The sequence below is a fragment of the Anaerostipes butyraticus genome, assembly GCF_016586355.1.
GTDB lineage: Bacteria > Bacillota > Clostridia > Lachnospirales > Lachnospiraceae > Anaerostipes > Anaerostipes butyraticus.
The window spans coordinates 109,550-134,831 of sequence record NZ_BLYI01000047.1 but is presented as its reverse complement, the minus strand read 5'-3'; the positions used below and the strand labels follow the sequence as shown (position 1 = coordinate 134,831).

The 25,282-nt window shown below is 42.9% G+C and carries 22 protein-coding genes and 2 tRNA genes; 5 read left to right on the top strand and 19 right to left on the bottom strand.

What is annotated here, in order from left to right; all coding sequences use genetic code 11:
* Positions 1–4: 4 nt before the first annotated feature.
* From JMF81_RS11810 to JMF81_RS11795, 4 genes are all read right to left on the bottom strand, one after another.
* Positions 5–877: a substrate-binding domain-containing protein gene (locus tag JMF81_RS11810; RefSeq protein ID WP_201311648.1), complete on the bottom strand. Its 873-nt coding sequence runs from the start codon at positions 875–877 to the stop codon at positions 5–7.
* 209 nt (positions 878–1,086) lie between these two features.
* Positions 1,087–2,349 carry a dihydroorotase gene (locus JMF81_RS11805; RefSeq protein ID WP_201311647.1) on the bottom strand — a complete coding sequence of 421 codons (1,263 nt, stop codon included), beginning with the start codon at positions 2,347–2,349 and terminating at the stop codon, positions 1,087–1,089.
* 51 nt (positions 2,350–2,400) lie between these two features.
* The gene (gene ppk1, locus JMF81_RS11800) at positions 2,401–4,536 is read right to left on the bottom strand and encodes a polyphosphate kinase 1 (protein ID WP_201311646.1); all 2,136 of its coding nucleotides are present in this window, start codon (positions 4,534–4,536) and stop codon (positions 2,401–2,403) included.
* 78 nt (positions 4,537–4,614) lie between these two features.
* The gene (locus JMF81_RS11795) at positions 4,615–6,003 is read right to left on the bottom strand and encodes a glycine--tRNA ligase (RefSeq protein WP_201311645.1); all 1,389 of its coding nucleotides are present in this window, start codon (positions 6,001–6,003) and stop codon (positions 4,615–4,617) included.
* A gap of 198 nt (positions 6,004–6,201) precedes the next feature.
* On the opposite strand from JMF81_RS11795, the gene JMF81_RS11790 reads away from it, so the two are divergent.
* A complete protein-coding gene (locus JMF81_RS11790; RefSeq protein ID WP_201311644.1) occupies positions 6,202–6,534 on the top strand; it encodes a helix-turn-helix domain-containing protein in 333 nt (110 codons plus the stop codon).
* 71 nt (positions 6,535–6,605) lie between these two features.
* Here JMF81_RS11790 and recO read toward each other — a convergent pair whose 3' ends face one another.
* The 5 genes from recO to JMF81_RS11765 form a co-directional block, all read right to left on the bottom strand.
* A complete protein-coding gene (gene recO, locus JMF81_RS11785; protein ID WP_201311643.1) occupies positions 6,606–7,337 on the bottom strand; it encodes a DNA repair protein RecO in 732 nt (243 codons plus the stop codon).
* A gap of 2 nt (positions 7,338–7,339) precedes the next feature.
* Entirely contained in the window at positions 7,340–8,245 is a 906-nt protein-coding gene (era, locus tag JMF81_RS11780; RefSeq protein WP_201311642.1) for a GTPase Era, read from the bottom strand.
* Positions 8,246–8,260: 15 nt separating this feature from the next.
* Positions 8,261–11,161: an insulinase family protein gene (locus JMF81_RS11775; RefSeq protein ID WP_201311641.1), complete on the bottom strand. Its 2,901-nt coding sequence runs from the start codon at positions 11,159–11,161 to the stop codon at positions 8,261–8,263.
* 119 nt (positions 11,162–11,280) lie between these two features.
* On the bottom strand, positions 11,281–12,210 hold the full coding sequence (locus JMF81_RS11770; protein ID WP_243282625.1) for a SufB/SufD family protein: 930 nt from the start codon (positions 12,208–12,210) through the stop codon (positions 11,281–11,283).
* Between the two features lies 1 nt (position 12,211).
* Complete coding sequence (locus JMF81_RS11765; RefSeq protein WP_201311640.1) at positions 12,212–12,955, bottom strand: ABC transporter ATP-binding protein; 744 nt, start codon at positions 12,953–12,955, stop codon at positions 12,212–12,214.
* 298 nt (positions 12,956–13,253) lie between these two features.
* On the opposite strand from JMF81_RS11765, the gene JMF81_RS11760 reads away from it, so the two are divergent.
* Positions 13,254–13,628: a winged helix-turn-helix transcriptional regulator gene (locus tag JMF81_RS11760; RefSeq protein WP_378171632.1), complete on the top strand. Its 375-nt coding sequence runs from the start codon at positions 13,254–13,256 to the stop codon at positions 13,626–13,628.
* Positions 13,629–13,685: 57 nt separating this feature from the next.
* On the opposite strand, the gene JMF81_RS11755 is transcribed toward JMF81_RS11760, so the two are convergent.
* From JMF81_RS11755 to JMF81_RS11730, 6 genes are all read right to left on the bottom strand, one after another.
* Positions 13,686–15,125: a 6-phospho-beta-glucosidase gene (locus tag JMF81_RS11755; RefSeq protein ID WP_201311638.1), complete on the bottom strand. Its 1,440-nt coding sequence runs from the start codon at positions 15,123–15,125 to the stop codon at positions 13,686–13,688.
* Positions 15,126–15,151: 26 nt separating this feature from the next.
* The gene (locus JMF81_RS11750; RefSeq protein WP_201311637.1) at positions 15,152–17,047 is read right to left on the bottom strand and encodes a beta-glucoside-specific PTS transporter subunit IIABC; all 1,896 of its coding nucleotides are present in this window, start codon (positions 17,045–17,047) and stop codon (positions 15,152–15,154) included.
* 292 nt (positions 17,048–17,339) lie between these two features.
* On the bottom strand, positions 17,340–17,675 hold the full coding sequence (locus JMF81_RS11745) for a PRD domain-containing protein (protein ID WP_201311636.1): 336 nt from the start codon (positions 17,673–17,675) through the stop codon (positions 17,340–17,342).
* Positions 17,651–18,187, bottom strand: a complete 537-nt coding sequence (locus JMF81_RS11740) for a PRD domain-containing protein (RefSeq protein WP_201311635.1) — start codon at positions 18,185–18,187, stop codon at positions 17,651–17,653. Before JMF81_RS11740 ends, JMF81_RS11745 begins: the two co-directional genes overlap by 25 nt.
* Before the next feature lie 272 nt (positions 18,188–18,459).
* Positions 18,460–19,188: an RNA polymerase sporulation sigma factor SigE gene (sigE, locus tag JMF81_RS11735; protein WP_201311634.1), complete on the bottom strand. Its 729-nt coding sequence runs from the start codon at positions 19,186–19,188 to the stop codon at positions 18,460–18,462.
* Entirely contained in the window at positions 19,175–19,966 is a 792-nt protein-coding gene (locus JMF81_RS11730; RefSeq protein WP_274954415.1) for a sigma-E processing peptidase SpoIIGA, read from the bottom strand. Before JMF81_RS11730 ends, sigE begins: the two co-directional genes overlap by 14 nt.
* 126 nt (positions 19,967–20,092) lie before the next feature.
* Between JMF81_RS11730 and JMF81_RS11725 the strand changes: the two genes are divergently transcribed.
* Positions 20,093–20,578 (top strand): DNA-deoxyinosine glycosylase, encoded by a 486-nt coding sequence (locus tag JMF81_RS11725; protein ID WP_201311632.1) that lies wholly within the window; start codon positions 20,093–20,095, stop codon positions 20,576–20,578.
* On the opposite strand, the gene JMF81_RS11720 is transcribed toward JMF81_RS11725, so the two are convergent.
* Both JMF81_RS11720 and JMF81_RS11715 read right to left on the bottom strand, forming a co-directional pair.
* Positions 20,575–21,261: an MBL fold metallo-hydrolase gene (locus JMF81_RS11720; RefSeq protein ID WP_201311631.1), complete on the bottom strand. Its 687-nt coding sequence runs from the start codon at positions 21,259–21,261 to the stop codon at positions 20,575–20,577. The two genes, JMF81_RS11725 and JMF81_RS11720, sit on opposite strands and share 4 nt — an antisense overlap.
* Positions 21,258–22,160: a deoxyribonuclease IV gene (locus tag JMF81_RS11715; protein ID WP_201311630.1), complete on the bottom strand. Its 903-nt coding sequence runs from the start codon at positions 22,158–22,160 to the stop codon at positions 21,258–21,260. The genes JMF81_RS11720 and JMF81_RS11715 overlap by 4 nt, the downstream gene beginning before the upstream one ends.
* Positions 22,161–22,318: 158 nt before the next feature.
* On the opposite strand from JMF81_RS11715, the gene JMF81_RS11710 reads away from it, so the two are divergent.
* Together JMF81_RS11710 and JMF81_RS11705 are read left to right on the top strand one after the other, a co-directional pair.
* Positions 22,319–22,403: transfer RNA gene (locus JMF81_RS11710), tRNA-Leu, on the top strand.
* A 4-nt stretch (positions 22,404–22,407) separates the two neighbouring features.
* Positions 22,408–22,491, top strand: a tRNA-Leu gene (locus JMF81_RS11705).
* A 172-nt stretch (positions 22,492–22,663) separates the two neighbouring features.
* Here the strand turns inward: JMF81_RS11705 and JMF81_RS11700 are convergent.
* Both JMF81_RS11700 and JMF81_RS11695 read right to left on the bottom strand, forming a co-directional pair.
* Entirely contained in the window at positions 22,664–23,026 is a 363-nt protein-coding gene (locus JMF81_RS11700) for a helix-turn-helix domain-containing protein (RefSeq protein WP_201311629.1), read from the bottom strand.
* A 711-nt stretch (positions 23,027–23,737) separates the two neighbouring features.
* Positions 23,738–24,916, bottom strand: coding sequence for a C40 family peptidase (locus tag JMF81_RS11695; protein WP_201311628.1), 1,179 nt, complete (start codon positions 24,914–24,916; stop codon positions 23,738–23,740).
* Between the last annotated feature and the right edge of the window lie 366 nt (positions 24,917–25,282).

Here is a 25,282-nt window from a genome sequence, read left to right as displayed (position 1 = left end):
TTTATTATTTGATATCACCCCAGGATGTTGTTTCACCAGTGAAGATTGATTTTACCTGGTCACTTGTAAGTTCATCAACATCTCTGTCTTTGTTTACGATAACTGCAATACCGTCCTGAGCGATAGCTGTTGCTGTAACGCCTTTGGATTTTTCACTGTCAGCCAGGTCACGAGATGCCATTCCGATATCACATACACCGTCGATTGCGTTGTTAACACCTGTTGTAGAATCACTCTGCTGTACTTCAACAGTTACTTTATCGTTTGCTTTTTCATAAGCTTCTTTTAATTTTTCCATAACCGGTGTTACAGAAGAAGATCCGGAAACAACAACTTTTCCTTTTGCTCCGTTAGATTTAAATGCTTTTGCGTTCTCATCTACGCTGATGTAGCCGTTATCTTCTACAACTTTCTGTCCTTCTTTGCTCATGATAAAGCTCTGGAAGTCTTTTGCAGCGTCGCTTAATCCATCTTTTGTTACAATATTAAATGGACGAACAACTTTGTAAGATCCGTTTTTAACATTTTCTGCAGAGGCTTCTGCTCCATCGATCTTCACTGCTTTTACTGTATCATTTAATGATCCTAAAGATATGTAACCGATTGCTGCGTCATTCTCAGCAATTGTTGTCATCATAACGGAAGTAGAATTTGTAATCTGGGCAGACTGTGTTGTCATATCCACTTTCTTTCCATCTTTTTCTTCTTCGACTCCGAACAATTCAACGAATGCGCCTCTTGTACCAGATCCATCCTCTCTGGATACAACTGCGATATCATCATTCTTGCTGGAATCTTTACTTCCTCCACCACAACCTGTCAAAAGGCTTGCTGCTGCTACGGTGGCTAATGCTAAAGTCAAAACTTTTTTTCTCATTTCTGTTCTCTCCTTTTGCTCTGTTTCAATTACAAGATTTATCTTACCTGCGCTTTGTTAAATCCAAAAGGAGGCTTATGTAAAATCTATGTTAAATGTAAAATCGTTTTTTAGAGGAATGTAAAGTCAGGAATTATTCCTGATATTTTAAGAAAACAGCAGAAAAATGCCGCTGTTCCGGGCTTTTCCGCGAAACAACGACTTATTTTCTATCCATCTGCAATCTTTCCATCGCAGATAGTATATTTTACTTTTCCCCTGAGCTTCCATCCGGTAAACGGAGAATTGCTCGCTTTGGATTTGTAATCTTTTACAATCCATTCTTCTTCCGGATCGAAGATCACCAGATCCGCCGGGCAGCCTTCCTGAAGGCGTCCCTGAGGCAGATGATATAATTTCGCCGGATTGACGGTCATTTTCTCCAGAAGTTCCATCATAGACAGATATCCCTTACCCACCAGCTCAGTAATGCCAAGACCAAGAGCCGTCTCCAGGCCGGTGATGCCGCTTGGGGCTTCCGCAAGACTCTTTTCCTTTTCTTCTTTGGAATGAGGCGCATGGTCGGTAGCAATAACCTCGATGGTGCCTTCCTGCAGACCTTTGATAATGCGCATTCTGTCTTCCTCCGTACGAAGAGGAGGATTCATCCTGGCCAGAGTTCCATATTTCAGAACCGCTTCCTCCGTCAGCGTAAAATGATGCGGCGAAGCTTCTGCCGTCACATGAGCGCCTTTTTCTTTGGCTTCTTTTACATACTCCACTGCCTGGGCAGAGCTGATATGCTGGATATCCACAGAAGCTCCGGTCTCCAGCGCAAGCTGGCAGTCTCTCTTTACCATAACGGCTTCTGCCATATAAGAAGCGCCTCCGTATCCCAGCTGTTTGGAAACCTTACCCTGATTCACTCCCGGCTGTTTGATATAAGCCGGATCTTCCTCATGAAGGCTGATCGGAACATCTAATTCCTTTGCCTTTTCCATTGCCTTCCTGACGACATTTTCATCCATCAGCGGCAGACCGTCATCGGTAAATCCTTTGACTCCTGCCTTATATAAGGCATCCATATCCACCAGTTCTTTCCCCTGGAACCCCTTGGATACCGCCGCTGCCTGCAGAACACGGATTGGAAGTTTTTTACAACGTTCTGCGATTTCCTCATAGATTTCCACAGAGTCCACCACCGGTTTTGTATTTGCCATGCAGACAACCGTGGTAAATCCTCCAGCTGCAGCTGCTGCCGCTCCTGTCGTCAGATCTTCCTTATAAGTAAATCCCGGATCACGAAAATGAACATGAACATCGATCAGTCCCGGAGCCACAATCTGCCCACTGGCGTCAATGATCTGACAGTCATCCGCTGCATCTTCCACCTTTCCGATTTTTACAATCTGATTTCCATCCAGCAGGACATCTCCTGTCTGATCCAGTCCCGTCTCCGGGTCCATTATCCTTCCATTTCGAATCCAAAGCATTGCAAAACCTCCTTTAATTTTCTGATTTCCTGTTTTTATAATGCCTGATGCTTATCTGCCGGTCCGCTTCTGAAACAGCCTCCGGCCTACAGAAGCAAAAAATCCTGTTTTCTTTTGTTTTGGCTTTCTTTCATGCCGTCTTGCATCCTTCATAAAATAGGTCTGGGAACTCAGCGGTTCGTCTCCTTTTTTCCTCTTAGATACATATTCCCCGCTGGAAAGCAGTCTGGATGCCTGCACATTGTCTTTTTTCAGAATTTCGATCATATCGGACAGTCGTTTCCGAAGGGCAGGATCATAGATCGGACATGCTACTTCAACCCTTCTTTTGGTATTCCTCGTCATCATATCCGCAGAAGAGATGAAAATCTCCAAATCCTCCCCGGAACCGAAACTGTAGATCCTGGAATGCTCCAGAAATCTTCCGACAATGCTTTCCACCCGGATATTTTCTGTCTTTCCCGGAATTCCCGGCCGAATGCAGCAGATTCCCCGCACCAGCAGAAAAATCGGAACGCCTGCGCAGGACGCCTCCGCCAGAGCATCGATGATCTGCCGGTCTGTCAGGGAATTCATCTTCATAAAGATTCCGCAGGGCTGAAAACTCTCTGCTTTCATCTTCTCCCTGTGTATGTATTTTATAATATTATTTTTCAGACTGGCCGGCGCCACCAGCAAATGATCATATTCTCCGTCCAGATTGAACACAGAAATGTTGCGGAAAAACTTCGTTGCGTCCTGGCCAATGGCTTTGGAAGCCGTTAAAAGGCTCAGATCCGTATAAATCTTTGATGTACTTTCATTATAATTTCCTGTTCCGATCTGTGTAATATAATAAATCCCTCTGCTGTTCTTCTTCGTAATCAGGCAGACTTTGGAATGTACTTTGTAATCTTCAATCCCGTACATGATCTTGCATCCTGCTTCCTCCAGGATTTCCGAATAATTGATATTGTTCTGCTCATCAAACCGGGCCCGCAGTTCCATCAGCACAATGACTTCTTTTCCATTTTCCGCTGCCTCACACAGGTATTTTACGATCTTTGCCTGTTTTGCCAGCCGGTAGATCGTAATCTTAATGGATATAGTCTCTTTGTCTCTCGCACTTTCTTTTAAGAGCTGCACAAAGCTGTCAATGCTTTCGAAAGGAAATGACAGCAGTTTGTCCCCCTGGAGCACCTGTTTTGTCACGGATTCTCCCGGAATCAGATCCCGGTTGACCGCCGGAGTAAACGGCTGATAGCTTCCTCTCTTTTTTTCTTCTTTCGGAATATGGTCTGTCAGCTGATAAACATATTTCATGTCCAGCGGCGTCAGACTCTGAAATACCTCTTTTGCAGAAATATCCAGCTTCTTCATCAGATATTTTTCAATCCATTTACTTCCTCCGCGGTAAAATTCCAGCCGGACCGGATGCAGCCTTCTTCGAAGCTTAATGATCTGGCGCATATGTTCCCGGTAATCATCCGTATTTTCATAGATTTCATCATCCGGATTAATATCCGCACTTCTGGTCACACATAGGACCGTCTTGTCTTCCACAGTATAATTTCGAAACAGGACATCACAATACCGCGCGATAACATCCTCTAAAAGCACAAATCTGGTCTGCTCTCCCTTTAAAAATATCATCCGGTCCATATCTTCTGGCATGGCGATGATTCCAAAGGATTCTTTTCCCTTTTTTTTCAGCAAAAGCCCGATATGGATTACTTTGTTGGGAAGATGCGGAAACGGATGCTGCTTTCCGATCACGATCGGAGACAGCACCGGCAGCAGCATGGTTTCAAAGTAATTTTTCAGATACTGCTTTTCTTCCATGTTCAGATCCGCAAACCCGCACTGTTTGATTCCTCTCTTCTCCAGTTCTTCGGATACATCCGTAAAAATCTTATCTCTCAGCCGGTAAAGCGGTCCCATGCTTTCCGCGATCTTTGTCAGCTGCTCATCCGGCGTCAGATTAGACCGGATATCATGATGATGATCATGAATCAGGCTCATCTCATGGATGCTTCCCACTCTGACCATATAAAATTCATCCAGATTATTCGTAAAAATTTCCAGAAATTTTAACCGTTCCAATATGGGAACTGACTTTTTCCCGGCTTCTCTTAAAACTCTCTCATTGAATTTCAGCCAGGACAGCTCCCGGTCCTGCGTGTAAGAATAGTCATAGTTCTTACCCATTACCAACTCCTCCATCGTATTTCTCTGTCATATGGCAAAGAAATCCCGGAGTTATACTCTTCCGGGATTTCAAACATTCTAATAAGCAAATTTTTCTTCAAAATATTCTTTCAGATCTTCGATCTTGATTCGTTCCTGTTCCATGGTGTCACGGTCACGGACAGTTACGGCTCCATCTTCCAGAGAGTCAAAGTCAAATGTCACACAATACGGCGTACCGATCTCATCCTGACGGCGGTAACGTTTTCCGATATTTCCACGCTCATCGAATTCACAATTATAGTATTTCACCAGTTCTTCATAAACCTTCATTGCTTCCGGGCTTAATTTCTTAGACAGCGGAAGAATTCCAATCTTAACCGGAGCGATGGCCGGATGGAAATGAAGCACCGTTCTTGTGTCTCCTCCTTCCAGCTCTTCCTCATCATAAGCCGCGCATAAAAATGCCAGAGTCACACGGTCTGCTCCCAGAGACGGTTCAATGACATATGGAATATAACGCTCTTTCTTTTCCGGATCAAAATAAGTCAGATCTTCTCCGGATGTATTCTGATGCTGTGTCAGATCGTAGTCTGTACGGTCGGCAATTCCCCATAACTCACCCCATCCGAATGGGAATAAGAATTCAATGTCTGAAGTTGCCTTGGAATAATGGGATAATTCTTCTTTTTCATGATCACGTACTCTCATCTGATCATCCTTGATTCCAAGATTCTTCAGCCAGTTGATGCAGTACTCTTTCCAGTATTCGAACCACTCCAGATCTGTATCCGGCTCACAGAAAAATTCCAGTTCCATCTGCTCAAACTCACGGGTACGGAACGTAAAGTTTCCAGGAGTGATCTCATTTCGGAAAGATTTTCCGATCTGGCCGATTCCAAACGGAATCTTCTTTCTGGAGGTACGCTGTACATTTTTAAAATTCACAAAGATTCCCTGTGCTGTTTCCGGTCTGAGATAAACGGTACTCTTGGCATCTTCCGTTACTCCCTGGAATGTCTTAAACATCAGGTTGAATTCTCTGATCTCTGTAAAATTTTTCTTTCCGCAGGAAGGACATGTAATATCATGTTCCTTAATAAAGTTTTCCATCTGTTCTTTGGACCATCCATCCACGGAACCTTCCAGTTCCATATTATGCTCATGCATATAATCTTCGATCAGCTTATCCGCGCGGAAACGCTCGTGACATTCTTTACAATCCATCAGAGGATCAGAAAAACTTCCGAGATGTCCGGATGCCACCCATGTCTGCGGATTCATCAGGATCGCGCAGTCTACGCCGACATTATAAGGGCTTTCCTGAACGAACTTTTTCCACCATGCTTTTTTTACGTTATTTTTCAGTTCTACTCCGAGATTTCCGTAATCCCATGTATTGGCAAGACCGCCGTAAATCTCAGAACCGCTGTATACGAATCCTCGAACCTTTGCCAGGTTCACGATTTTCTCCATTGTTACTTCCATAAGTTTTCTACCTCTTTTATATTTTCTTTATATTGTTCCATTGTATCTTGTAATGAGTATTTTTTCAAGTTCTAATTCACCTCTGCTATCTTTTTTTAAATATACTAAATATACTAATTGGATATTACTTTTTCTTTTTATTTATATTATAATGCTTATATTAACTACTTAGGAGATATGAAGAAAGGGAATTAGACCATGTATCAAATTGATTATACCAATGTTGGTAAACGAATGAAGACTTTACGTAAACAAGCAGGCTATACTCAGGAACAGATTGCAGACGCGCTGGACGTAACAGTTGCTTTCATCAGCAACATCGAAAATGACCGTGTCAAGATGAACTTAAGAGTCTTATCTTACTATGCAAAACTCCTGAATGTTTCCATTGACTATCTTCTTCGTCCTGAGACGAATGAAAATGGTGAAAAGGATAATGTGCTGAACAAAGAAATCCTTCGTCTTCTTGAAAAATTTTCAACAGAAGACAAAGAAAAATTTGTTAAAGTTCTGCGTATTTTATGTAAATAATCTTCCCCTGTATGGGTAAGAAAAAACAAGGCTGCCAGAAATCTGTGGCAGCCTTGTTTTTTATGTACGGATCATGATTCCGGAAGGAAAATCAAAGATTTAAACTCATGATGAATCTGCGTTCCTAAAAAAGCTTTCGTAATATCTTTTAACTCTTTATGTACTTCTTTGCTGACCCGGAATGTATAAAGTTTTTCCACCGGGCTGCACAAAATAAACTGCAGGGTGTAAAGGGTCGCCGGAGATACGGAAAGTTCTCCCTTTCCGCAGGACGAACAGACCACCCCGCCTTCAGAAGGCTGAAATCCCGTCAGATTCTCTGTTTTTCCACATCTGACACACTGAAACACTTCCATTCCAACTCCGTAAAACGCCATGACCTTGATCTCATACACCAGCCGGATCAAAGCCGGCGGTATGGTCTTCTTTTCCAATGCCCTCAGACTCTGATACAGCAGTTTTAAAATCTGCATCTCATCGTTGTTTTCCCGGGTTAAATAGGACGCCAATTCACTGAAATAACTGGCATAATAAATCAGATCCAGGTCCTTTTTCAATTCTTCAAAATAATTATCCACCTGCGCCCATATGACATTAAATGAATTTTTTCCCTCATACAGAGAAAATGTTCCAAAAGTAAACGGCTGGCATGCCGCTGCATAAGGGCTGGTCGCTCTTTTCGCTCCCCTGGCGAAAGCAGAGATCCTGCCCCGCTCTTTGGTCAGGAGTACGATTCTTTTATCGTACTCCCCGATATTCCCTGCCTGCAGCACAAGTCCCAGTACTTTGATTTCCTGTCCCATGATCAAACTTCTTTCTTATCGTATCCGTAATTTTTCAGCAGGAAATCACTGTCCCGCCAGTCTTTTTTCACTTTCACCCAAAGCTGGAGATTCACCTTCGTATCCAGAAGGTTTTCCATCTCTGTCCGCGCCTGGCTTCCAATTTTCTTGAGCATGGCGCCTTTTTTCCCTATAATGATTCCTTTGTGGGAATCCTTTTCACAGATTACCGTAGCATCAATATCAATGATATGACCGTGTCTTCTTTCTTTCATGGAGTCAATAACAACCGCGATTCCATGAGGGATTTCCTGACTCAGACACCGCAGCGCCTTTTCACGGATCAGCTCCGCACAGATCTGACGCTCCGGCTGATCGGTAACCGTATCCGCATCATAATACATCGGTCCTTCATCCAGATATTGAAAGATCGTATCGATCACATCCTGGGTGTTTCTTGCCTTCAGGGCGGATACCGGTATGATTTCCGCAAATTCAAGCACATCCTTATAAGTGCTGATCGCTTCCAGGATTTCTTTTTCTTCCACTGTATCGATCTTGTTGATGACCAGAATGATCGGCGTCTTTACTTTGGAAAGCTGTTCCACAATATAGCGTTCTCCTCCGCCGATAAATGTCGTTGGCTCTACCAGCCACAAAACCACATCAACTTCATTTAACGTTCTCTCTGCTGCCTGGAGCATATAGTCTCCCAGTTTGTTTTTGGCCTTGTTGATCCCCGGTGTATCCAGAAAAACAATCTGTCCTCTGTCATCCGTATACACTGTCTGAATCCTGTTTCTTGTAGTCTGAGGTTTGCTGGATGTAATGGCGATCTTCTGCCCGATCAGACGGTTCATCAGCGTAGATTTTCCTACATTCGGGCGTCCGATCAATGTTACAAATCCTGATTTGAATACGTGTTCCATAAATATCCTTTCTTCTTACAGTAAATTCCTGATCTCACCAAAACAGTTTTCAGCATGGCGGATCTTTTCTTCGTTTCCGATACAGCAGCGATTGCCCGCATCCACAACGGCTTTTACCAGAGGAGCAAGCGCTCTGATCTTTTCTTTTGTACACCCAAGCACCTGGTCCCTGTCTTTCTGCAGTTCTTCTTCTGTTTTTCCCATCAGATAGGCATTAAAACTTCTGGCTCCCATATCGTCCGGTCCCATTGGCATATCCATGCTGCTGATCGTTCCGATGATATATTTCTTCATATCGCGCTCATCTGCATCAAACTCCTCTACAAACTGAGCGGCATGTTCATATACATCATATGTCTCCGTGAGATTTGGATCCCGGTAGGTAACAAACATGGAATCGCCCTGATTTCCGAAACTGCACATGCAGCCATAGGCTCCTCCTTTAACTCTCAGCTGGATCCATAAATATTCATAGGAGAAGATCATCTGCAGAACTTTCAGCGCTCCGGTATATTCAAAGCCCTGATCCATAAAATTGCCGGCGCAGGCAACATAGCAGACGCCTCCTGCTGTGGCAAATCCTTCATTTCTCTGATGGCATGCCACATGAACACCGGATGTTTTCTCCTGATCCGGATACAGACGTTCTGCAAAATGAGAAAGACTTTCTGCCATAAATTCCGGATTTTCTTCTTTTCCTGTGTAGCTTACGATCAGATTCTGTTTCTGGAAAATTGCTTTTCTTGCCTCTTCCAGTCCATTTACGATATTTTCGTATTCTTCATCAAAATTCTCGTACCAGTTCTTTATGGACTCAAACATGGAAATTCCCTGGATTTCTTCTTTATACTGCGCATATCCGGAGAAATAAGACATGGCCCGGTTGGCCGCTGTCTTGTGTCCGCTTTCCGTCAGCATCATTTTAAGATTCGTATAAATCTGTCCCATGATTTCTTTTAAACGTTTCTTATCGTCCAGTCTGCTTTCAAAGACAACCTCTTCCATCAGTTCAAAGGCTCTCTGGGTCTTCGGATAGAAACATTTTGTTTTCACGGTAAACATCGGAAGAAAATCATCTTTTCCACGCGGCAGCACATCCATGGAAGCCGCGATGGCTCCGGTTTCAATGCTGATCTCATTGCCCAGTTCCTGATAATTTCTTTTCTCTGTGTCTACCCCCATCAGCACTTCCGTCAGCAGAGACGCATACGGCACCAGTTCCATTGGAACACTGCTCATATCAAAAGCCAGCTTTAAGTAACAGATCTGATTGGTAAAATACGGATGCCACAGGACTTTGACGCCTCCGGCTTCCTCTTCCTGATTGTTCAGCGGCTTGATTTCTTTTCGGATATCTTCGATATCCAGAACCGGTATTTTCTCCAGTTCTTCCTTTGTGGACGGCGTTTCCTGGATTTCTTTCAAACGTTTTGTCTCTTTCACCAGTTCATCGATTTCATCTTTTGACAGAGATTCCTTGTATGCCTTTAATTTATCCGCTTCCTGCTGATCTTTTTCTTTCTGAAGTCCTTTCTTCGGCTTCATAACCACAACGGATTTATGAGGATTGTCCAGAAGACAGGTGCGGATCAGCCCCTCAAAATATCCCTCTTCCATCTTCTTTCTTAAAATCTCAAAAATTTCATTGGTCTTGATATGGATAAACGGTTTTTCATCATCATAAAGCCAGCTGTCATACATCTGAAGCCCGTACATCAGACCTTTTGGAAAACGGCCAAAGTTGGCTTCCTTATATCGGAATTCGTAAAAATTGAACGCCGCTGTCAGGCTTCGCTTCGGAATGCCTTCGTCTGCGATTTTCTTTAAATTCTCTTCTATGATCCGTACAAAATCTTCTTCCTGATCTTCCCTGGCTTCCTGTGCAACGACAGAAAAAACCGGCTGCTCGATTCCATTGTCATAGGAACTGGAAATATCTTTTCCAATCTGAGCCTCCTGGAGGGCTTTCTTCACCGGAGCTCCCGGTGCTCCAAACAGTGCCCGGTTCAGGATCTGGAAGGCCAGATACAGCTCATTGTCCAGACTGGTGCCGATGACTGCATTGTATGCAAAATAAGTCTTTTCTTCCTCAGAATCATTTTCTCCGATCGGATAATATTCTTTCACCCGTTTCGGTTTATCAAACGGCGCCTGCGGCTTCCAGGAAGAATCCACCGTCTTTTCATCAAAATCTTTCAGATAATGCTCATGGATAAATTCCAGATACTGATCCGGATCCATATCTCCATAAAGATAAATGTAACTGTTAGACGGGTGATAGTAAGTTCTGTGGAAATCAAGAAATCCTTCATAGGTAAGATCCGGCACCGCAGCCGGGTCTCCGCCGGATTCAAATCCATACGGAGTATCCGGAAGCAGAGATTTCTGGATAATTCTTGCCAGCTGCTGATCCGGAGATGAAAACACACCTTTCATCTCATTGAATACAACCCCGTTATAATGAATCGGCGCATCTGCGGATTCCAGATCATAATGCCATCCTTCCTGTTTCAGGATTTCCGGCTTCTGGTAAATATTCGGGTAAAATACAGCATCCAGATAAACATGGACCAGATTGAAAAAGTCCTTGTCGTTCTGGCTTGCCACCGGATATACTGTTTTATCCGGATATGTCATGGCATTCAAAAAAGTATTTAAAGATCCTTTGACCAGTTCCACAAAGGGATCTTTCATCGGAAATTCCCTGGATCCGCATAATACAGAATGTTCCAGAATATGCGGAACTCCTGTATCATCTTTTGGCGGCGTCTTAAATCCGATCTGAAATACTTTATTGTCATCTTGATTGGAAATCACGACCACTCTTGCTCCTGTCTTTTTGTGACGAAGAAGCCAGCCGGTTCCATCCAGTTCTTCAATGGGTTCTTTTTTGATTACAGTATAATTTTGATTCATCCGGTTCATACTCCTTTTTCTTTTTATTATTCCTGTCTTCCTTTTTCTTATTATAACAGATAAAAGAATCTTATGTATCCGAAAAGGCGCCATACAAAAAGGCGCCTTTTTTAACCTGTTTATTTTAAGAATCCGTTGATGATCTGTTCTTCTGCCTCTTCTTCTGTCAGGCCTAAGGTCATCAGCTTAATAATCTGCTCTCCGGCAATCTTGCCGATCGCTGCCTCATGGATCAGGGAAGCGTCAGAGCAGTCTGCCGTAATTTCCGGAATAGCGCTGATCTTCGCATCTCCCACGATGATCGCGTCACATTCAGAATGTCCGCTGCATTTGGCATTTCCATGGATCTTGGAAATAAAGATCTGGCTGGAAGAATCTTTCGCCACAGATCTGGATACGATATGAGCTCCGGAATCATCTCCGTCCAAATCAACCTCAAATTCACTCTCCGCATACTGCTTTCCATGGGTCATGAGACGTTCCATAACGGTAAATGTCGCCCCTTCCGCCAGTTTTGCCTTAGTCAGACGTTTGGTAGAATCGACGCCTTTGATCTGCGCGGTATCCATTTCCATATATCCGTTCTTTCCGATCTCAACGATCGTCTGCGGATTCATGATCCTTTCGCCGGTTCCTTCGCCGCTTCCATAATGCTTTTCTACATAGCGGACTCTGGCATTTTCTCCTATATAGAACCGGTGGATTCCATCATGCTGGCTGTTCTTTTTCCCTCCATTGTGGATTCCACAGCCGGCTACGATCGTCACATCGGCTCCTTCTCCAATATAGAAGTCATTGTATACAACTTCTGTCAGTCCTGCTTCGCTCAGTACTACCGGAATATGCACACTCTCATGTTTTGTTCCCGGTTTAATCTTAATATCGATTCCCGTTCCATTATCTTTCGGAATGATATCGATATTGGCTGAACTGTTTCTCGCAATTCCCTTTCCATTAGCTCTGATATTATAGGCTCCTGCCGGAATCTCATGCAGTCCTGAGACTTCTTCCAGCAGATGCATCTGAATCGGATCGATCTTAATATCCATCTTAACATCCTCCCTTCTTCCAGCAGTGACAGGATTCGTCTTTGCTTTCTGTATCATTTAACAGTTTCGGAAGAAATTCCTCTGCTTTCTCATGTTCCAGTACTTCTCCGTCCGCAATGACGATGATCTCATCCGCAATTCTCAAAATCCTCTCCTGATGGGAAATGATCAGAATGGAACCTTTAATATCGCTTCTCATCTTCTCAAATACCTGGATCAGATTCTGGAAACTCCAGAGATCAATTCCCGCTTCCGGCTCGTCAAAAATAGAAAGTTTCGTTCCTCTGGCAAGGATCGTGGCAATCTCAATTCTCTTGATTTCTCCTCCGGAAAGACTTGCGTCCACTTCACGGTTTACATAATCTCTGGCGCAGAGTCCTACTTCGGATAAATATTCACAGGCTTCTGATCTGGAAATCTGGTGTCCAGCTGCCAGTTTGATCAGATCAAATACAGTAATTCCCTTGAAACGGACCGGCTGCTGGAATGCAAAACTGATTCCGAGATCCGCTCTCTCTGAAATGCTGAGATTGGTAATATCCTGTCCATTCCAGATGATCTGTCCGGACGTCGGCTTCTCAATTCCCACAATGATCTTCGCCAGCGTCGATTTTCCTCCTCCATTAGGGCCGGTAATGGCAATAAATTTGTCATCTTCCAGCGTCAGGCTGATGTCTTTTATAATTTCTTTGTCTCTATTTTCTTCATCAGAGACGGTAAATGATATATTTTTTAATTCTAACATACTTCCTCCATCTCCAGAATGATCTGCATCATTCATATATTCAATCCTTTTTATGCTACTACAAATGGAACAGAAAGAAAAGGCTTTCCTTCTATATTTTTCATATTTTTGCCCCTGTCAGCCTGTTCATCCGCAGATTTCATTCTGCTTCCGATCACTGTACAGTTCCTGTTTTTCAATCCTTGCCGTTTTTCTCTTTCCATGTTATAATTTTATCATTAATGATTATAATTGCAAGAACGTACTTAAAAGAAATATAGTACCTAAAAAGATACTAAAGGAGGTCCCTATGGAACATATTACAAAACCAAACCCCTGCTATTGTCCTGTGGAAACAACACTGGAACTGATCGGCGGGAAATATAAATCTCTGATCTTATGGCATCTGGTCAACCAGACCCTCCGTTTCAGTGAATTAAAACGAAGGATTCCTGCCGCCACCCCGAAGATGCTGACCCAGCAGCTGCGGGAACTGGAAGCCAGTGAGCTGATCCACCGGGAAGTATACCCTGTCGTTCCGCCGAAAGTCGAATATTCTCTGACAAAACTGGGAGAAAGCATTATCCCTCTTCTTCGTTCCATGTATGACTGGGGTGATTACTATCTGGAGCAGAGGGGGCTGGAAAGCAGCTGCAGCATGCACGGCCTGCACACACCTGATAAAAAATCATAAAGAAAAGAAGAGTCAGGATTTTTACTCCTGGCTCTTCCTTTTAAGCTGTTGTTTCTTTTATAATTCTTCTCCATCGGAAGCGATTACTTTTTTAAACCAGTCAAAGGATTTCTTCTTCTTTCTCTCCATGGTTCCGTTTCCTTCATTATCACGGTCTACATAGATCATTCCGTATCTCTTCTTCATTTCACCTGTTGTAAAAGATACCAGGTCAATAATGCCCCACGGTGTATATCCCATCAGATCCACTCCGTCATGGAGCACTGCTTTTTTCACCGCTTCGATATGACTCTTAAGATAATCGATTCTTGGCTGATCGTCAATGGTTCCGTCCTCTTCGATCTGATCAACGGCTCCAAATCCGTTTTCCACAACAAACAGCGGTTTCTCATATCGTTCTGCCAGTATGTTGAGGGAATATCTTAATCCTTCCGGATCGATCTGCCATCCCCAGTCACTGGCTTTTACATAAGGGTTATCCACAGAATTCGGAAGTCCGCCATTGACAACACCTTCCAGATTCTCATTTTTCACATCAGCTTTAACAACCGTAGACATATAATAGCTTAATGCAAGGAAGTCCGCCGTACCTTCTTCCAGGATCTTGTCATCCCCTTCTTCCATGACGATGTGATAGCCTTCCCGTTCAAATTCTTTCTTTGCATAAGACGGATAATGTCCTCTCATAAATACATCCGGGAAGAAAAATCTCTGATGCATGGCTTCTTCTGCTGCCATAATATCATCCGGATTGCAGGAATACGGATAAATCGGAACACATCCGATCATACATCCGATCTTTGCGTCCGGACAGATTTCATGACATTTTTTCACTGCCAGAGCATTTGCCAGCAGTTCATGATGTCCTGTCTGGAACATGACTTCCCTCGGATTGTCTCCTTCTTTCAGCATAACACCGGAATTGGTCCAGAGGAAGATTGGATTGTTAGTATCCATCTGATTGTTGATCTCATTAAATGTAATCCAGTATTTTACTTTATCTTTGTAGCGTCTGAAGCAGACTTCCGCAAATTTTACAAAATAATCCACTACTTTGCGGTTATAGAACCCGCCGTATTCCCTTGCAAGATGCAGAGACATTTCAAAATGGGAAAGGGTGATGACCGGCTCGATGCCATATTTCAGCAGTTCGTCAAAGACGTCGTCATAGAACTGCAGTCCTTCTTCGTTGGGTTCTTCCTCATCGCCGTTTGGGAAGATTCTGGTCCATCCAATGGACGTACGGAAACATTTTAATCCCATTTCCGCAAACAAAGCGATATCCTCTTTGTAGTGATGATAAAAATCAATCGCCTCATGATTCGGATAGAATTCTCCTTCTTCTACCGTATCTGTGATTCTTCTGGCAACTCCGTTGGCTCCGGCTGTCATAACGTCTACAACGCTCGGTCCTTTGCCTCCTTCATTCCATCCGCCTTCAAACTGATGGGCAGCGACAGCGCCGCCCCATAAAAATCCTTCTGGTAATCTGCTCATTTCTTTTCCTCCTAAGATAATTTTTCCTATTCGATTACAGATAATAATGCATCACCTGGTTCTACTTTCTCGTTTGGATATGCCAGTACATCCGTATAATCGTCTGTATTTGACACAATGACCGGTGTTACCAGCGGGAGTCCCGCATCTTCTATCTTCTTCATATCAAACTCCAGCAGCAGGTCTCCTTTGGATATCTTCTTTCCTGCTTCTGTTTTCAATTCAAATGGTTCTCCATTGAGTTTTACCGTATCCATTCCGACATGGATCAGCAGCTCCACTCCATCATCCGATTTCAGTCCCATGGCATGTTTTGTATCGAAAATGCTTTCTACTGTTCCGTCAAACGGTGCGTAAACTTTTCCTTCTTCCGGCTTGATCGCCGCTCCTTTTCCCATGAGTTCACTGCTGAACACTTCATCTTCTACCTCTTTCAGAGGAATCACTTCCCCTTTGATCGGAGCGTATACTTCTTTGTGTGTCTGAGCTCCGCTGGCTGTACTGCTGCTCTTTTCCTCCGGCAGCACTTCTTCTTCCTCTTCTTCCTGTTTTGGATCATCAAATCCTACGATCTGGACCAGAATAATGGCTCCAATAATGGCAATCGCACAGCCGATTGCTTCTCCAAGGAAGGAAGCCGGATTATCCGGGTTGATCGCGTTCACTGTCGTAAGCAGTCCAGGAAGTCCTGCATAAGCATAATAGTAAGAATTGAAGAAGCTTGCTACAATGGCTCCCACAGCTCCGGCTGCACATCCACAGACAAATGGTTTTTTCAGACGAAGGGTAACACCATAAATCACCGGCTCTGTGATTCCGAAAATACCTGTGATACCAGAAGAAAGAGCCACGCCCTTAAATTCTTTGTTTCTGGATTTGATAAACACTCCAAAGGCTGCTGCCATCTGAGCAACAACGGCGATGGTCTGGAATGCCTGGAAAGAATCTCTTCCATACATATCGAAGTTTGCCAGTATCACCGGTGTGATTCCCCAGTGAACACCAAAGATTACGATCACCTGCCATACGCCGCCGATTACAGCTGCTGCCAGTGCAGGGAATGCGTTAAACAATGTATTGTATCCGTTGGCGATTCCTGTTGCCAGAAGGCTGGAAAGAGGTCCGATCAGAAGGATCGTCAGCGGAACCATGATGACCAGACAGATCAATGGTGTAAACAGTGATTTAATGTTCTCATGCAGTCTCTTTTCTACAAAATGTTCCAGATAAGAAAGAATCCATACAAGGAACAGCGGAGGCAGGACGGAAGATGTATAAGTTGTTTCAGAAAGATTGAAGATCAGGAATTTGATCGTCTCGCCATCCGCGATCCTTGCGGCCATTTCTGTCCAGGTAGGGCTTATCAGGGCACAGCAGCAGAGAACTGCGATGTAAATATTACATTGAAAATGTTTGGATGCCGTAATTGCGATAAAAATCGGCAGGAATGTAAACGGCGCCCATGACATAAAACTAAGCACTTCATATGTTCCGGTATTGGCAAAGGACGGTACTGCCAGATTGATCAGAATCAAAACACCCTGAAGCAAACCTGCTGCCGCCAGCACATAAATAAACGGAGCAAATACCGCAGACATGGTCGCGATCACCCGGTTTAAAACTCCCTGCTTTGGTTCTTCTACCACACGGTCGGAATTGTCCAGATCCAGTTCTTTTGCCACCTGTGCATAGACATCTCCAACATGGTTTCCGATAACTACCTGGAACTGTCCTCCATTCTCAACGACCGTAATAACTCCCGGAAGTTTTCCAACTCTGTCTTTTGCGTCATCTGCTGTCTCTTTCAATACAAGTCTCAATCTAGTCGCGCATCGTGTCGCATTGATAATATTGTCTTTTCCGCCGACTTCCTGAATAATATCACTGGCCAGCTTTGTGTAATCTCTGACTTTCGTCGCCATTTTTTTCTCCCTTCTTTTCTTTGATCATAATGAATCGTAATCACTTACTTCCTTCAACGCGCGCCATTGAGAAAATAATAAAGCGTTTTCCATAAATAAATCCTTCAGGGATTTTTATGAAATAAAAAAACCTGAACCAATTGAGAACACGGATCTTCAGACCTTCTGTCTGTGTTCTCAATCAGCTCAGGTATCGCCTTCTTCAGTAACAATCCTGACTTCGGGAAAATCCCTTTCCCCTGTCATTATTTCCAATTTCTGTAATTTATTATAATCTATTCCAATTTACTTGTCAAGACTTTTTTTTGGAAATTGAATTTGTTATTCTCTGGATATGGATCGTCAGATAGACCAGCTCGTCATCATTAATTTCCATGCCATACTGTTCCGTAACCAGCTGTCCGATCTTCACCGCGCAGCCAAAAGCCTTACTGTACTGTTGTTTGATCATATCAATGAACACCGGATCGTTCTGATCCAGCAGCTTCTTTTTCATCAGTCTTCCGACAAAATATTTCATATGAACGACAAATCTGCTGTAATCCAGAGAATCTTCGTCCAGTTCGATCTGATAAGTCAGCTTTATGATCTTCAATGCCGCTTTCAGAATCTTTGTGGTAACCTCCACTTCCGCAATGTCTCCATCGGACCGGCATTGGCAATATGGAGCGCAATAAATCCCGCTTCATCCTCAGCCATTTTAATACCGGTTTTCTTCTCGATCACTTCGATGGCATACTGGCCAATGGCAAATTCCTGAGGATAGAACTGTTTAATCTCCCACAGGAGCGCATTGCGGAAAATAATTCCTTTCCTGGTCCGCTCCATGGCAAATACCATATGGTCCGTCAGGGTCACATAAATATTTTCATTCAGATCTGTTCCCAGCGATGCTTTGGCATACTGGATAATATGATCCGCCAGTTTAAAATCCTCCGATGAAATCTTGGACAAAAGTTCCACCAGCCGCTTCTGCTCCTTAAATTTGCTCAGCAGAAAGGTCTTTTCAACTTTAGATTCATCTGCCTTCATTCCCGGCTTCATTTTAAATCCAATCCCGCTCCCTACAAGAATCAGTTCATTTTTCTTCTTGTCCTTCACAAACACCACATTGTTATTCATGATTTTTTTAATAATCATAAAAATCTCCTCTTTTTTCAAACATATCTGTTTTTTCATATACCTCTGAAAGCGGAGCGTTTCTATATCATAGGAATGCAGTTTTCCTTGAAATAAAAAAACCCAGGCTTTACAAAAGAGCATAACCATCCTATGCCATCTTGTAAAACCCAGGTATCGCCTTCTCCAGTAACAATCCTGGCCGTTTCCAATCTTATTTCCACTAATTTATATACTATATTGCCGGGGAAATGTCAAGAATTCCACGGCATTTCCCCTATGTATACATGGTATCAGCATCCCATTTTCATCATTTCCTTTTTCAGCCGTTTTATGATCTTCTTTTCCAGCCTGGAAATATACGACTGGGAAATCCCAAGCATATCAGCAACTTCCTTTTGTGTCTTCTCCTCCCCGTTTTTCTGATTAATGCCAAATCTCAGCTCAATGATCTTCTTTTCCCTGTCTGTAAGGATCGTCATTGCTTTCATCAAAAGTTTCCGGTCTACCTCATGCTCCAGATCCCGGTAAATGATATCCTCATCGGTTCCCAGAATATCAGACAGCAGAAGTTCATTCCCATCCCAGTCCACATTCAAAGGTTCATCAATCGAAACCTCCATCCTGGTCTTGTTATTTCTCCTCAGATACATGAGGATCTCATTTTCAATGCATCTGGACGCGTAAGTTGCAAGTTTAATATTCTTCGCCGGATTAAACGTATTGATCGCCTTGATCAGTCCTATGGTCCCGATGGAAATCAGATCTTCCACCCCGATTCCTGTATTGTCAAATTTTTTCGCAATATAGACTACAAGTCTTAAATTCCTTTCGATCAGCATCGCTCTCGCCTCAGGCTCATCTGCCGTTCCCAGCATATGAATCATCCTCTGCTCTTCCTTTGCTTCCAGCGGGGCCGGCAGAATTTCCGCGCCTCCAATATAATGGATTTCATTTCCCCGTGCAAAAAAAGTTTTCCTGCCGTTTACCAGTTTTAATTTCAGCACATTACAACCTCCCATATTTCATCAGATCCGGATGAAGCAGAAGCTGGTATGCCCCCTTTTGTGACAGTGGTTCTTCTGATATTCCGATCACCCCTTTTTCCACCTGGATCTTCCCCTCTTTCCCGGAAATCAGAATGTTGTCAACCAGAATACCTGTCATAATGCCCCGCTTCTTTCCCACAGAGTGATACGGAATCATCCGGATTCCTTTTCCATCATGTTTTTCCGTCAGATTTTTTAACGATCCCTCATAATATTTCTGCAGGACAGACGCCTCCAGCACAGACACCGGCATTCTTCCAATCGGTTCATACAGAAAATTCCCAGTATCCGCAAAACCGCAGACTTTGATTTTTTTCCCCTGCCAGGTAAATTCTACATCGTACAAAAAATCTTTCTGCCGCAGGGTGTCTCTCCAGAACAAAATATAGAAGCAAAACAGTCCCGCCGCAGAAAGAATGCCTCCAAGGATCCAGCTTTTCCCCGGAATGAACCTTTTGCATGCTGTCCAGATGCCTCCATACAGCGAGGCAAGCGCTGCCAGGCAGCCTCCAAAATACAATTTCTTTTTCCACCTGGATCCAAACGCAATCTGCACTGTCAGAGCGAATCCCAGTATAAAAAAGAAAATCCTGCCTGGAAATACCATTGCCGCACATCCTGCCAGGCTTCCTGCTGCCGCAGCGGCAGCTATCCTTCGAAACCGGCAGTTCTGTCTAAGCCCCCGGTTTATAAATACCAAAAGAAGTTCCACAACAAGCCATTGCCGCAGAAATAAAATGATGAAAAACATATTGTCATTATAGAAAAACAGGCCAGAATTCTTTGTCAGAAAATGTTATAGGCGCATGCACTGTTTCTACAAATTTTGCGTCATATCTGCTACAATGAGGAAAAAAGCAAAAAGGAGAGTAAATTTATGGAACATGTAATACATCAGATCCCCCCGGTCTTTAATCATCAGTCTGAAATTCTGATTCTCGGTTCTTTTCCTTCTGTAAAGTCCCGGGAAGCCCAGTTCTTTTATCATCACCCTCAGAACCGTTTCTGGAAGGTTCTTGCCTCTCTGACTCAGGATTCCCTTCCGCAAACCATTGAAGAGAAGAAAATTTTTCTTTTAAAGCATCATATTGCTCTTTGGGATGTCATCGCATCCTGTGATATTCAGGGATCCAGCGACAGCAGCATTAAGAACACGGTGCCAAATGATTTTTCCGGTATATTAAAAGCGGCACCCATCCGTCGGATATATACCAACGGCGGTACCGCTTATAAACTTTATAAAAAATATTGTGAACCGGAAACCGGATATCCGGCTGTTAAACTTCCTTCCACCAGTCCGGCTAACGCCTCCTACTCTCTGGAACGGCTTCTGAAAGCCTGGAAGGTCATTCTTCCGCTCTAGCCTTCATCTTCTATGATAAATTCTTCTGAAGGCCCCGTAATCTCATATACAATATCTCTCCAGTGTTTTCCGTCACTGCACCCAAGATAATGTTTCGTAATCTTATAAGACCCGAAGCAGTGCATCGGAAACACCCTGCGGGGATGTACTTTTTCCAGGAAATAATTCATCCCCCAGCAGTATTTGTCTTCCTGCCTTGGATCCAGCAGCATAAAAGCCACATCAATTTTTGTTCCTTCCAGACGCCGTATTTCTTCCTGAAACGTCTTTTTATAATATTCATTGTCTTCATCCGGCTCCCCATTCCAGTGCCACCAGTTCAGATCTCCTGCATGATAGATCGTCTTTCCCTCTGCCTGCACCAGGAACGCAACTCCCATATCATTAGACTTTAATGTCTCAATATGAATTCCTCTGATTTCTTTTTTCTCGTGAGGACCCATCATTACCGCGTCTTCTTTTGTCTGAATATCATCCGACAGAATATATGTAATGTCCGGATAGCGGCCTTTCAGTTTCCATATCTCAGGATTATAATGATCCCCATGACCGTGAGAGGCAAAAACAAAGATTCTCTTATTTGTCGGGAATTCCGGGATCGTGCCTTTATAATAGTCAAAAAGAATCACTGTCTCGCTCATTTCCACAGAAAATCCACTATGTTCGATAAATGTCACTTTCATTGTCCCGCATCCTCCAGTATTCTTTCTTTCATCTTCGGATCAAAAATTCCTGTTCTCAGCATCTCAATTTCATATTTATAAGGCGGATAAGACTTCTTGCCATCTGGTTCTTTTATATAAGGAGTCTCCAGGATTTTCGGAACCTTCTCAAAATCCTTATGAGTGGCAACATATCGAAGCGCATCAAATCCGATTTCTCCAAATCCCAGATTTTCATGCCGGTCCTTTGCCGCTCCCATCGGATTTTTACTGTCATTGATATGAAATACACTGATCTGATCTTTCCCTATGATCTGGTCGAAAGAATCCATCACAGCATCAAAATTCTCTTTTACATCCAGTCCGCTGTCGCTGACATGACAGGTATCAAAGCAGACTCTCAGTTTATCCGGATGACGGACGCCATCATAGATTCTGGCAATCTCTTCAAAATTCCGTCCGATCTCGCTTCCTTTTCCTGCCATGGTTTCCAGGGCGATCCTTACTGGTGTATCTTCTTCCAGCACCTGATCCAATCCGCGGATAATCTGTGCGATTCCTTCATCAGCCCCTGCGCCTACATGGGATCCCGGATGCAGCACCAGGATACTGCTTCCCATAGCCGCCGTTCTTTCAATCTCTATCTTCAGAAAATCCACTGCCAGCTGAAAGGTCTCTGGTTTCACTGTATTGGCAAGATTAATAATATACGGGGCATGTACTGCAAAAGTTTCCATCCCGTTTTCCTTCATCAGTTCTCTGCCTTCTTCTATTCTCAGCTCCTCAATCTTTTTACGCCTTGTATTCTGCGGCGCCCCTGTATATACCATAAATGTGTTTGCGCCGTAGGACAAAGCTTCCTTTACAGAGCCCAGGAACATCTCCTTCCCTTTCATTCCCACATGGGATCCTATTAACATTTTTCTTCTCCTTTGCTTTTTTCTCTTTACTTTTTTATCATAACATGGTATATTATAAGCCACGGGGCAGAAAAATTACATATTTTTTAAAAAATTTAAAAGTTTTTCAAAAAAACTATTGACATATTGCCCACACAATGATATGATATCTGTGTTGCGCAGTTGTGGCGGAATTGGCATACGCGCTAGACTAAGGATCTAGTCCGGGTTAACTGGGTAGGGGTTCAAGTCCCCTCAACTGCACTTGGCCGATGTGGCGGAATTGGCAGACGCGCTGTGTTCAGGTCGCAGTGAGTGTACGCTCGTGCGAGTTCGAATCTCGCCATCGGCACTTTAAAAACCAGCATTTGATATGCTGGTTTTTTTGTTGTATAAAAAAGTATTTTTCTATTCTTGACAGCCATATCAGTATAATCTATAAAACAAAAAATCAGACGCGCTTTCATGCATCTGATTCTGACTTCAATCTGTAATTTATCCTGCCCGGCAGAACTGTACTCCCTTTATTCCTCTTCGTCTTTTCCTCTGTTCCTGATCATGCTGCTTACCAGAGCTTCCAGCATCTCCATGGCAATTCTTCTTTCCTTTGCGCTGCACCGCTCAAGAATCATCTCTGTCTCTGTGTAAAGGATATCCCCTTCCCTTTCTCTGGGATAGCTGTCAGCCAGCAGTTCATCCAAAGTTACTCCCAAAAGTTCTGCAAGATCCATAAGCAGGGCAAGAGACGGCTTTTTTGACGCATTTTCAATATTAGACATGTGCTGGGTTGAAATTTCCAGTTTCTCCGCCAGGTACTCTTGTGTCATTCCTTCTATTTTCCTTATTTTCCGAATCCTCTCGCCTAATGCCTTATAATTGATCTCCATGCCTTCACTCCGTTTCTTCCCATTGATATCATTTTAGTATGAAACAGAGTTCCAAATAATAAACTAACAGAATATGCTATATTCTTATAGACTACTTTTTGACTTTTTGTTAAAATAAGAATAAATATTATCCTTTTATTCCATATGTGAGGTAGTCCCGTCATGTATATAAAAAAGAAATATATCATTCTATTTTTTATCATATTTTTCCCTTGCCGCTTTCTGCTCCGGAGAGTGATCTTCATTCTCCGGCGAAAGCGGGCCCGCTCTCTCGTTTCCCAGTGGCGCAGGATCTATCATCCATTCTAATCTCTGGACTTCCCTGCTCCGATTTACAGGCAGATCATCCAACAGCAAATGAAAAAAACGCCCCAGAAGGCTGTTATTCACTTCTTAGCAGCCTTTTATCTTCATCCTGGACTTTTTATAGTTTCCCGCCTTTTTCTTCTTAGAAGCTTCTTCTGCGTCTCTCTGCCTTTCAGATTGCCTTCTCCTGCACAGGCTTTCCAACTTTCCGGATGCTTCACCTCAAAAACAGTTCTATTCTTTGCTTATCCCAGACTGGACAAAGATTTAAAAAAGATCAGATGCTTTTTCACACATCTGATCTTGATCACAATTTTAAATTTACCCCCATACTTAACAAAGAGCCAAAAAAAATCGGCAGAGCCAATGCCCTGCCGATGAATTTTCTTATATTTAACTGCTTTATTATCTAACGATTCTTCTTGCACAAACCGGAGTTCTGTAGAAGGCGCTGGAGATTTTAATTCCTCCTTTTGGATATGGAGCAGAGTTACTTGCATGTACAACCTGTCCTCCACCAATGTAGATAGCAACGTGGTTGATTCCGCTTCCGCTTCCGTAGAATAATAAGTCTCCTGGCTGCAGGCTGCTTGTTGAAACTGCAACACCATTGCTTGCCTGTGCGCTGGATGTACGGTTCAGACCATATCCAAAGTGAGCGTATACAGACATTACAAATCCAGAACAGTCTGCTCCGTTTGTTAAGCTTGTTCCGCCATAACGATATGGATTACCAACAAACTGTTTTGCATAGCTTGCGATTCTTGCACCTGTTGTAGATCCAGTTACTGTAGAAGATGCTGCTGTATTTGAAGAGCTGCTTGTGCTTGCTGCTGTGCTTCTTCTAGAGCTGCTTGTTGTACTTCTTCTGGATGAGCTGCTTGAAGAAGTACTTGTGCTTGCTGCTGTGCTGCTTGTGCTTGTAGATGCAGAAGATTTTGCTGCCTGAGCTGCTGCTTTTGCTGCGGCTGCTTCTTCTTTTGCCTTCTGCTCTGCTTCGATCTCAGCCATTGTCTTTGCGTTTCCAAATGAATAGTTCAGTTCTGTGTAGTCTTTAGAAAGATATCCTGTCTCTCCATCTACACTGACTTTTACCCATTCGTCATTCTGATTGTTAACTGTGTAAGTATCTCCCTCACCAACTAAGCTAACGATATCAGAATCTGTTGTAGCTTTTTCTCTTAAACGAAGAGTCTCTGTATTAACTTTTGCTACCTGTTTTACATTGTCTTTTGCATATTCTTCAATCTCGTTGTCAAATACAAGATAATCATTTTTTACATATCCTGTAGCATTTCCAGATTTTACTTTAGACCATTCGCTTCCTTTTTCAAGGACAGTTGCGATATTGCCTTTTTTCATCTTTCCAACGATCTCTGAATTCATATTTCCAGCTTTTCTGATATTCAGTGTTGTGTTAGAACGAACATCAGCTACTGCCTTATTTTCATATTTACTTTCAGACTGAGCTGCTGTATCTTTTGTAGAAGCTTTATCTTCCGCTGCGGCTACTGGTGTTGCTGCGAGCACTGTTCCTGCTAAAGTTACAACTGCCATTGACAGTCTCATTTTTTTGATAATCATATATTCCTCCTAAGTTGTTACAATTCTGTTAACTTGAATACGATTTGTATTATAACATGCTCAGTAGATATGTCAACCTTTTTTTAAAAATTTTTGTAATATTTTTGTAACATTTAATAGTACTTTCGTAACTTTCTTCATGAAATCGACCAATTTTTCGTTTTATTTTCAGAATTCTTTCACTGATACCGAAAATATTTTCCTCTTTTTCAGATAACTTATTAAAAAAAGTACACATCCGAACGATTCTAAACTTTTTATAAACTTTTATAAAGAATATAAAAAATATGTAAAATACACAAATTTCTGACTATAAAATATCCCTGGACAACTTTTCTGCCAGGGATATTCCATCTCTCTCAGTCA

What these genes read in the sequence shown, in the direction of transcription:
- JMF81_RS11810 (WP_201311648.1), bottom strand. Translation starts at nt 877, where the DNA reads ATGAGAAAAAAAGTTTTGACTTTAGCATTAGCCACCGTAGCAGCAGCA.
- JMF81_RS11805 (WP_201311647.1), bottom strand. Translation starts at nt 2,349, where the DNA reads ATGCTTTGGATTCGAAATGGAAGGATAATGGACCCGGAGACGGGACTG.
- ppk1 (WP_201311646.1), bottom strand. Translation starts at nt 4,536, where the DNA reads ATGGGTAAGAACTATGACTATTCTTACACGCAGGACCGGGAGCTGTCC.
- JMF81_RS11795 (WP_201311645.1), bottom strand. Translation starts at nt 6,003, where the DNA reads ATGGAAGTAACAATGGAGAAAATCGTGAACCTGGCAAAGGTTCGAGGA.
- JMF81_RS11790 (WP_201311644.1), top strand. Translation starts at nt 6,202, where the DNA reads ATGTATCAAATTGATTATACCAATGTTGGTAAACGAATGAAGACTTTA.
- recO (WP_201311643.1), bottom strand. Translation starts at nt 7,337, where the DNA reads ATGGGACAGGAAATCAAAGTACTGGGACTTGTGCTGCAGGCAGGGAAT.
- era (WP_201311642.1), bottom strand. Translation starts at nt 8,245, where the DNA reads ATGGAACACGTATTCAAATCAGGATTTGTAACATTGATCGGACGCCCG.
- JMF81_RS11775 (WP_201311641.1), bottom strand. Translation starts at nt 11,161, where the DNA reads ATGAATCAAAATTATACTGTAATCAAAAAAGAACCCATTGAAGAACTG.
- JMF81_RS11770 (WP_243282625.1), bottom strand. Translation starts at nt 12,210, where the DNA reads ATGGATATTAAGATCGATCCGATTCAGATGCATCTGCTGGAAGAAGTC.
- JMF81_RS11765 (WP_201311640.1), bottom strand. Translation starts at nt 12,955, where the DNA reads ATGTTAGAATTAAAAAATATATCATTTACCGTCTCTGATGAAGAAAAT.
- JMF81_RS11755 (WP_201311638.1), bottom strand. Translation starts at nt 15,125, where the DNA reads ATGAGCAGATTACCAGAAGGATTTTTATGGGGCGGCGCTGTCGCTGCC.
- JMF81_RS11750 (WP_201311637.1), bottom strand. Translation starts at nt 17,047, where the DNA reads ATGGCGACGAAAGTCAGAGATTACACAAAGCTGGCCAGTGATATTATT.
- JMF81_RS11740 (WP_201311635.1), bottom strand. Translation starts at nt 18,187, where the DNA reads ATGATTATTAAAAAAATCATGAATAACAATGTGGTGTTTGTGAAGGAC.
- sigE (WP_201311634.1), bottom strand. Translation starts at nt 19,188, where the DNA reads ATGGGAGGTTGTAATGTGCTGAAATTAAAACTGGTAAACGGCAGGAAA.
- JMF81_RS11730 (WP_274954415.1), bottom strand. Translation starts at nt 19,966, where the DNA reads ATGTTTTTCATCATTTTATTTCTGCGGCAATGGCTTGTTGTGGAACTT.
- JMF81_RS11725 (WP_201311632.1), top strand. Translation starts at nt 20,093, where the DNA reads ATGGAACATGTAATACATCAGATCCCCCCGGTCTTTAATCATCAGTCT.
- JMF81_RS11720 (WP_201311631.1), bottom strand. Translation starts at nt 21,261, where the DNA reads ATGAAAGTGACATTTATCGAACATAGTGGATTTTCTGTGGAAATGAGC.
- JMF81_RS11715 (WP_201311630.1), bottom strand. Translation starts at nt 22,160, where the DNA reads ATGTTAATAGGATCCCATGTGGGAATGAAAGGGAAGGAGATGTTCCTG.
- JMF81_RS11700 (WP_201311629.1), bottom strand. Translation starts at nt 23,026, where the DNA reads ATGGAGATCAATTATAAGGCATTAGGCGAGAGGATTCGGAAAATAAGG.
- JMF81_RS11695 (WP_201311628.1), bottom strand. Translation starts at nt 24,916, where the DNA reads ATGATTATCAAAAAAATGAGACTGTCAATGGCAGTTGTAACTTTAGCA.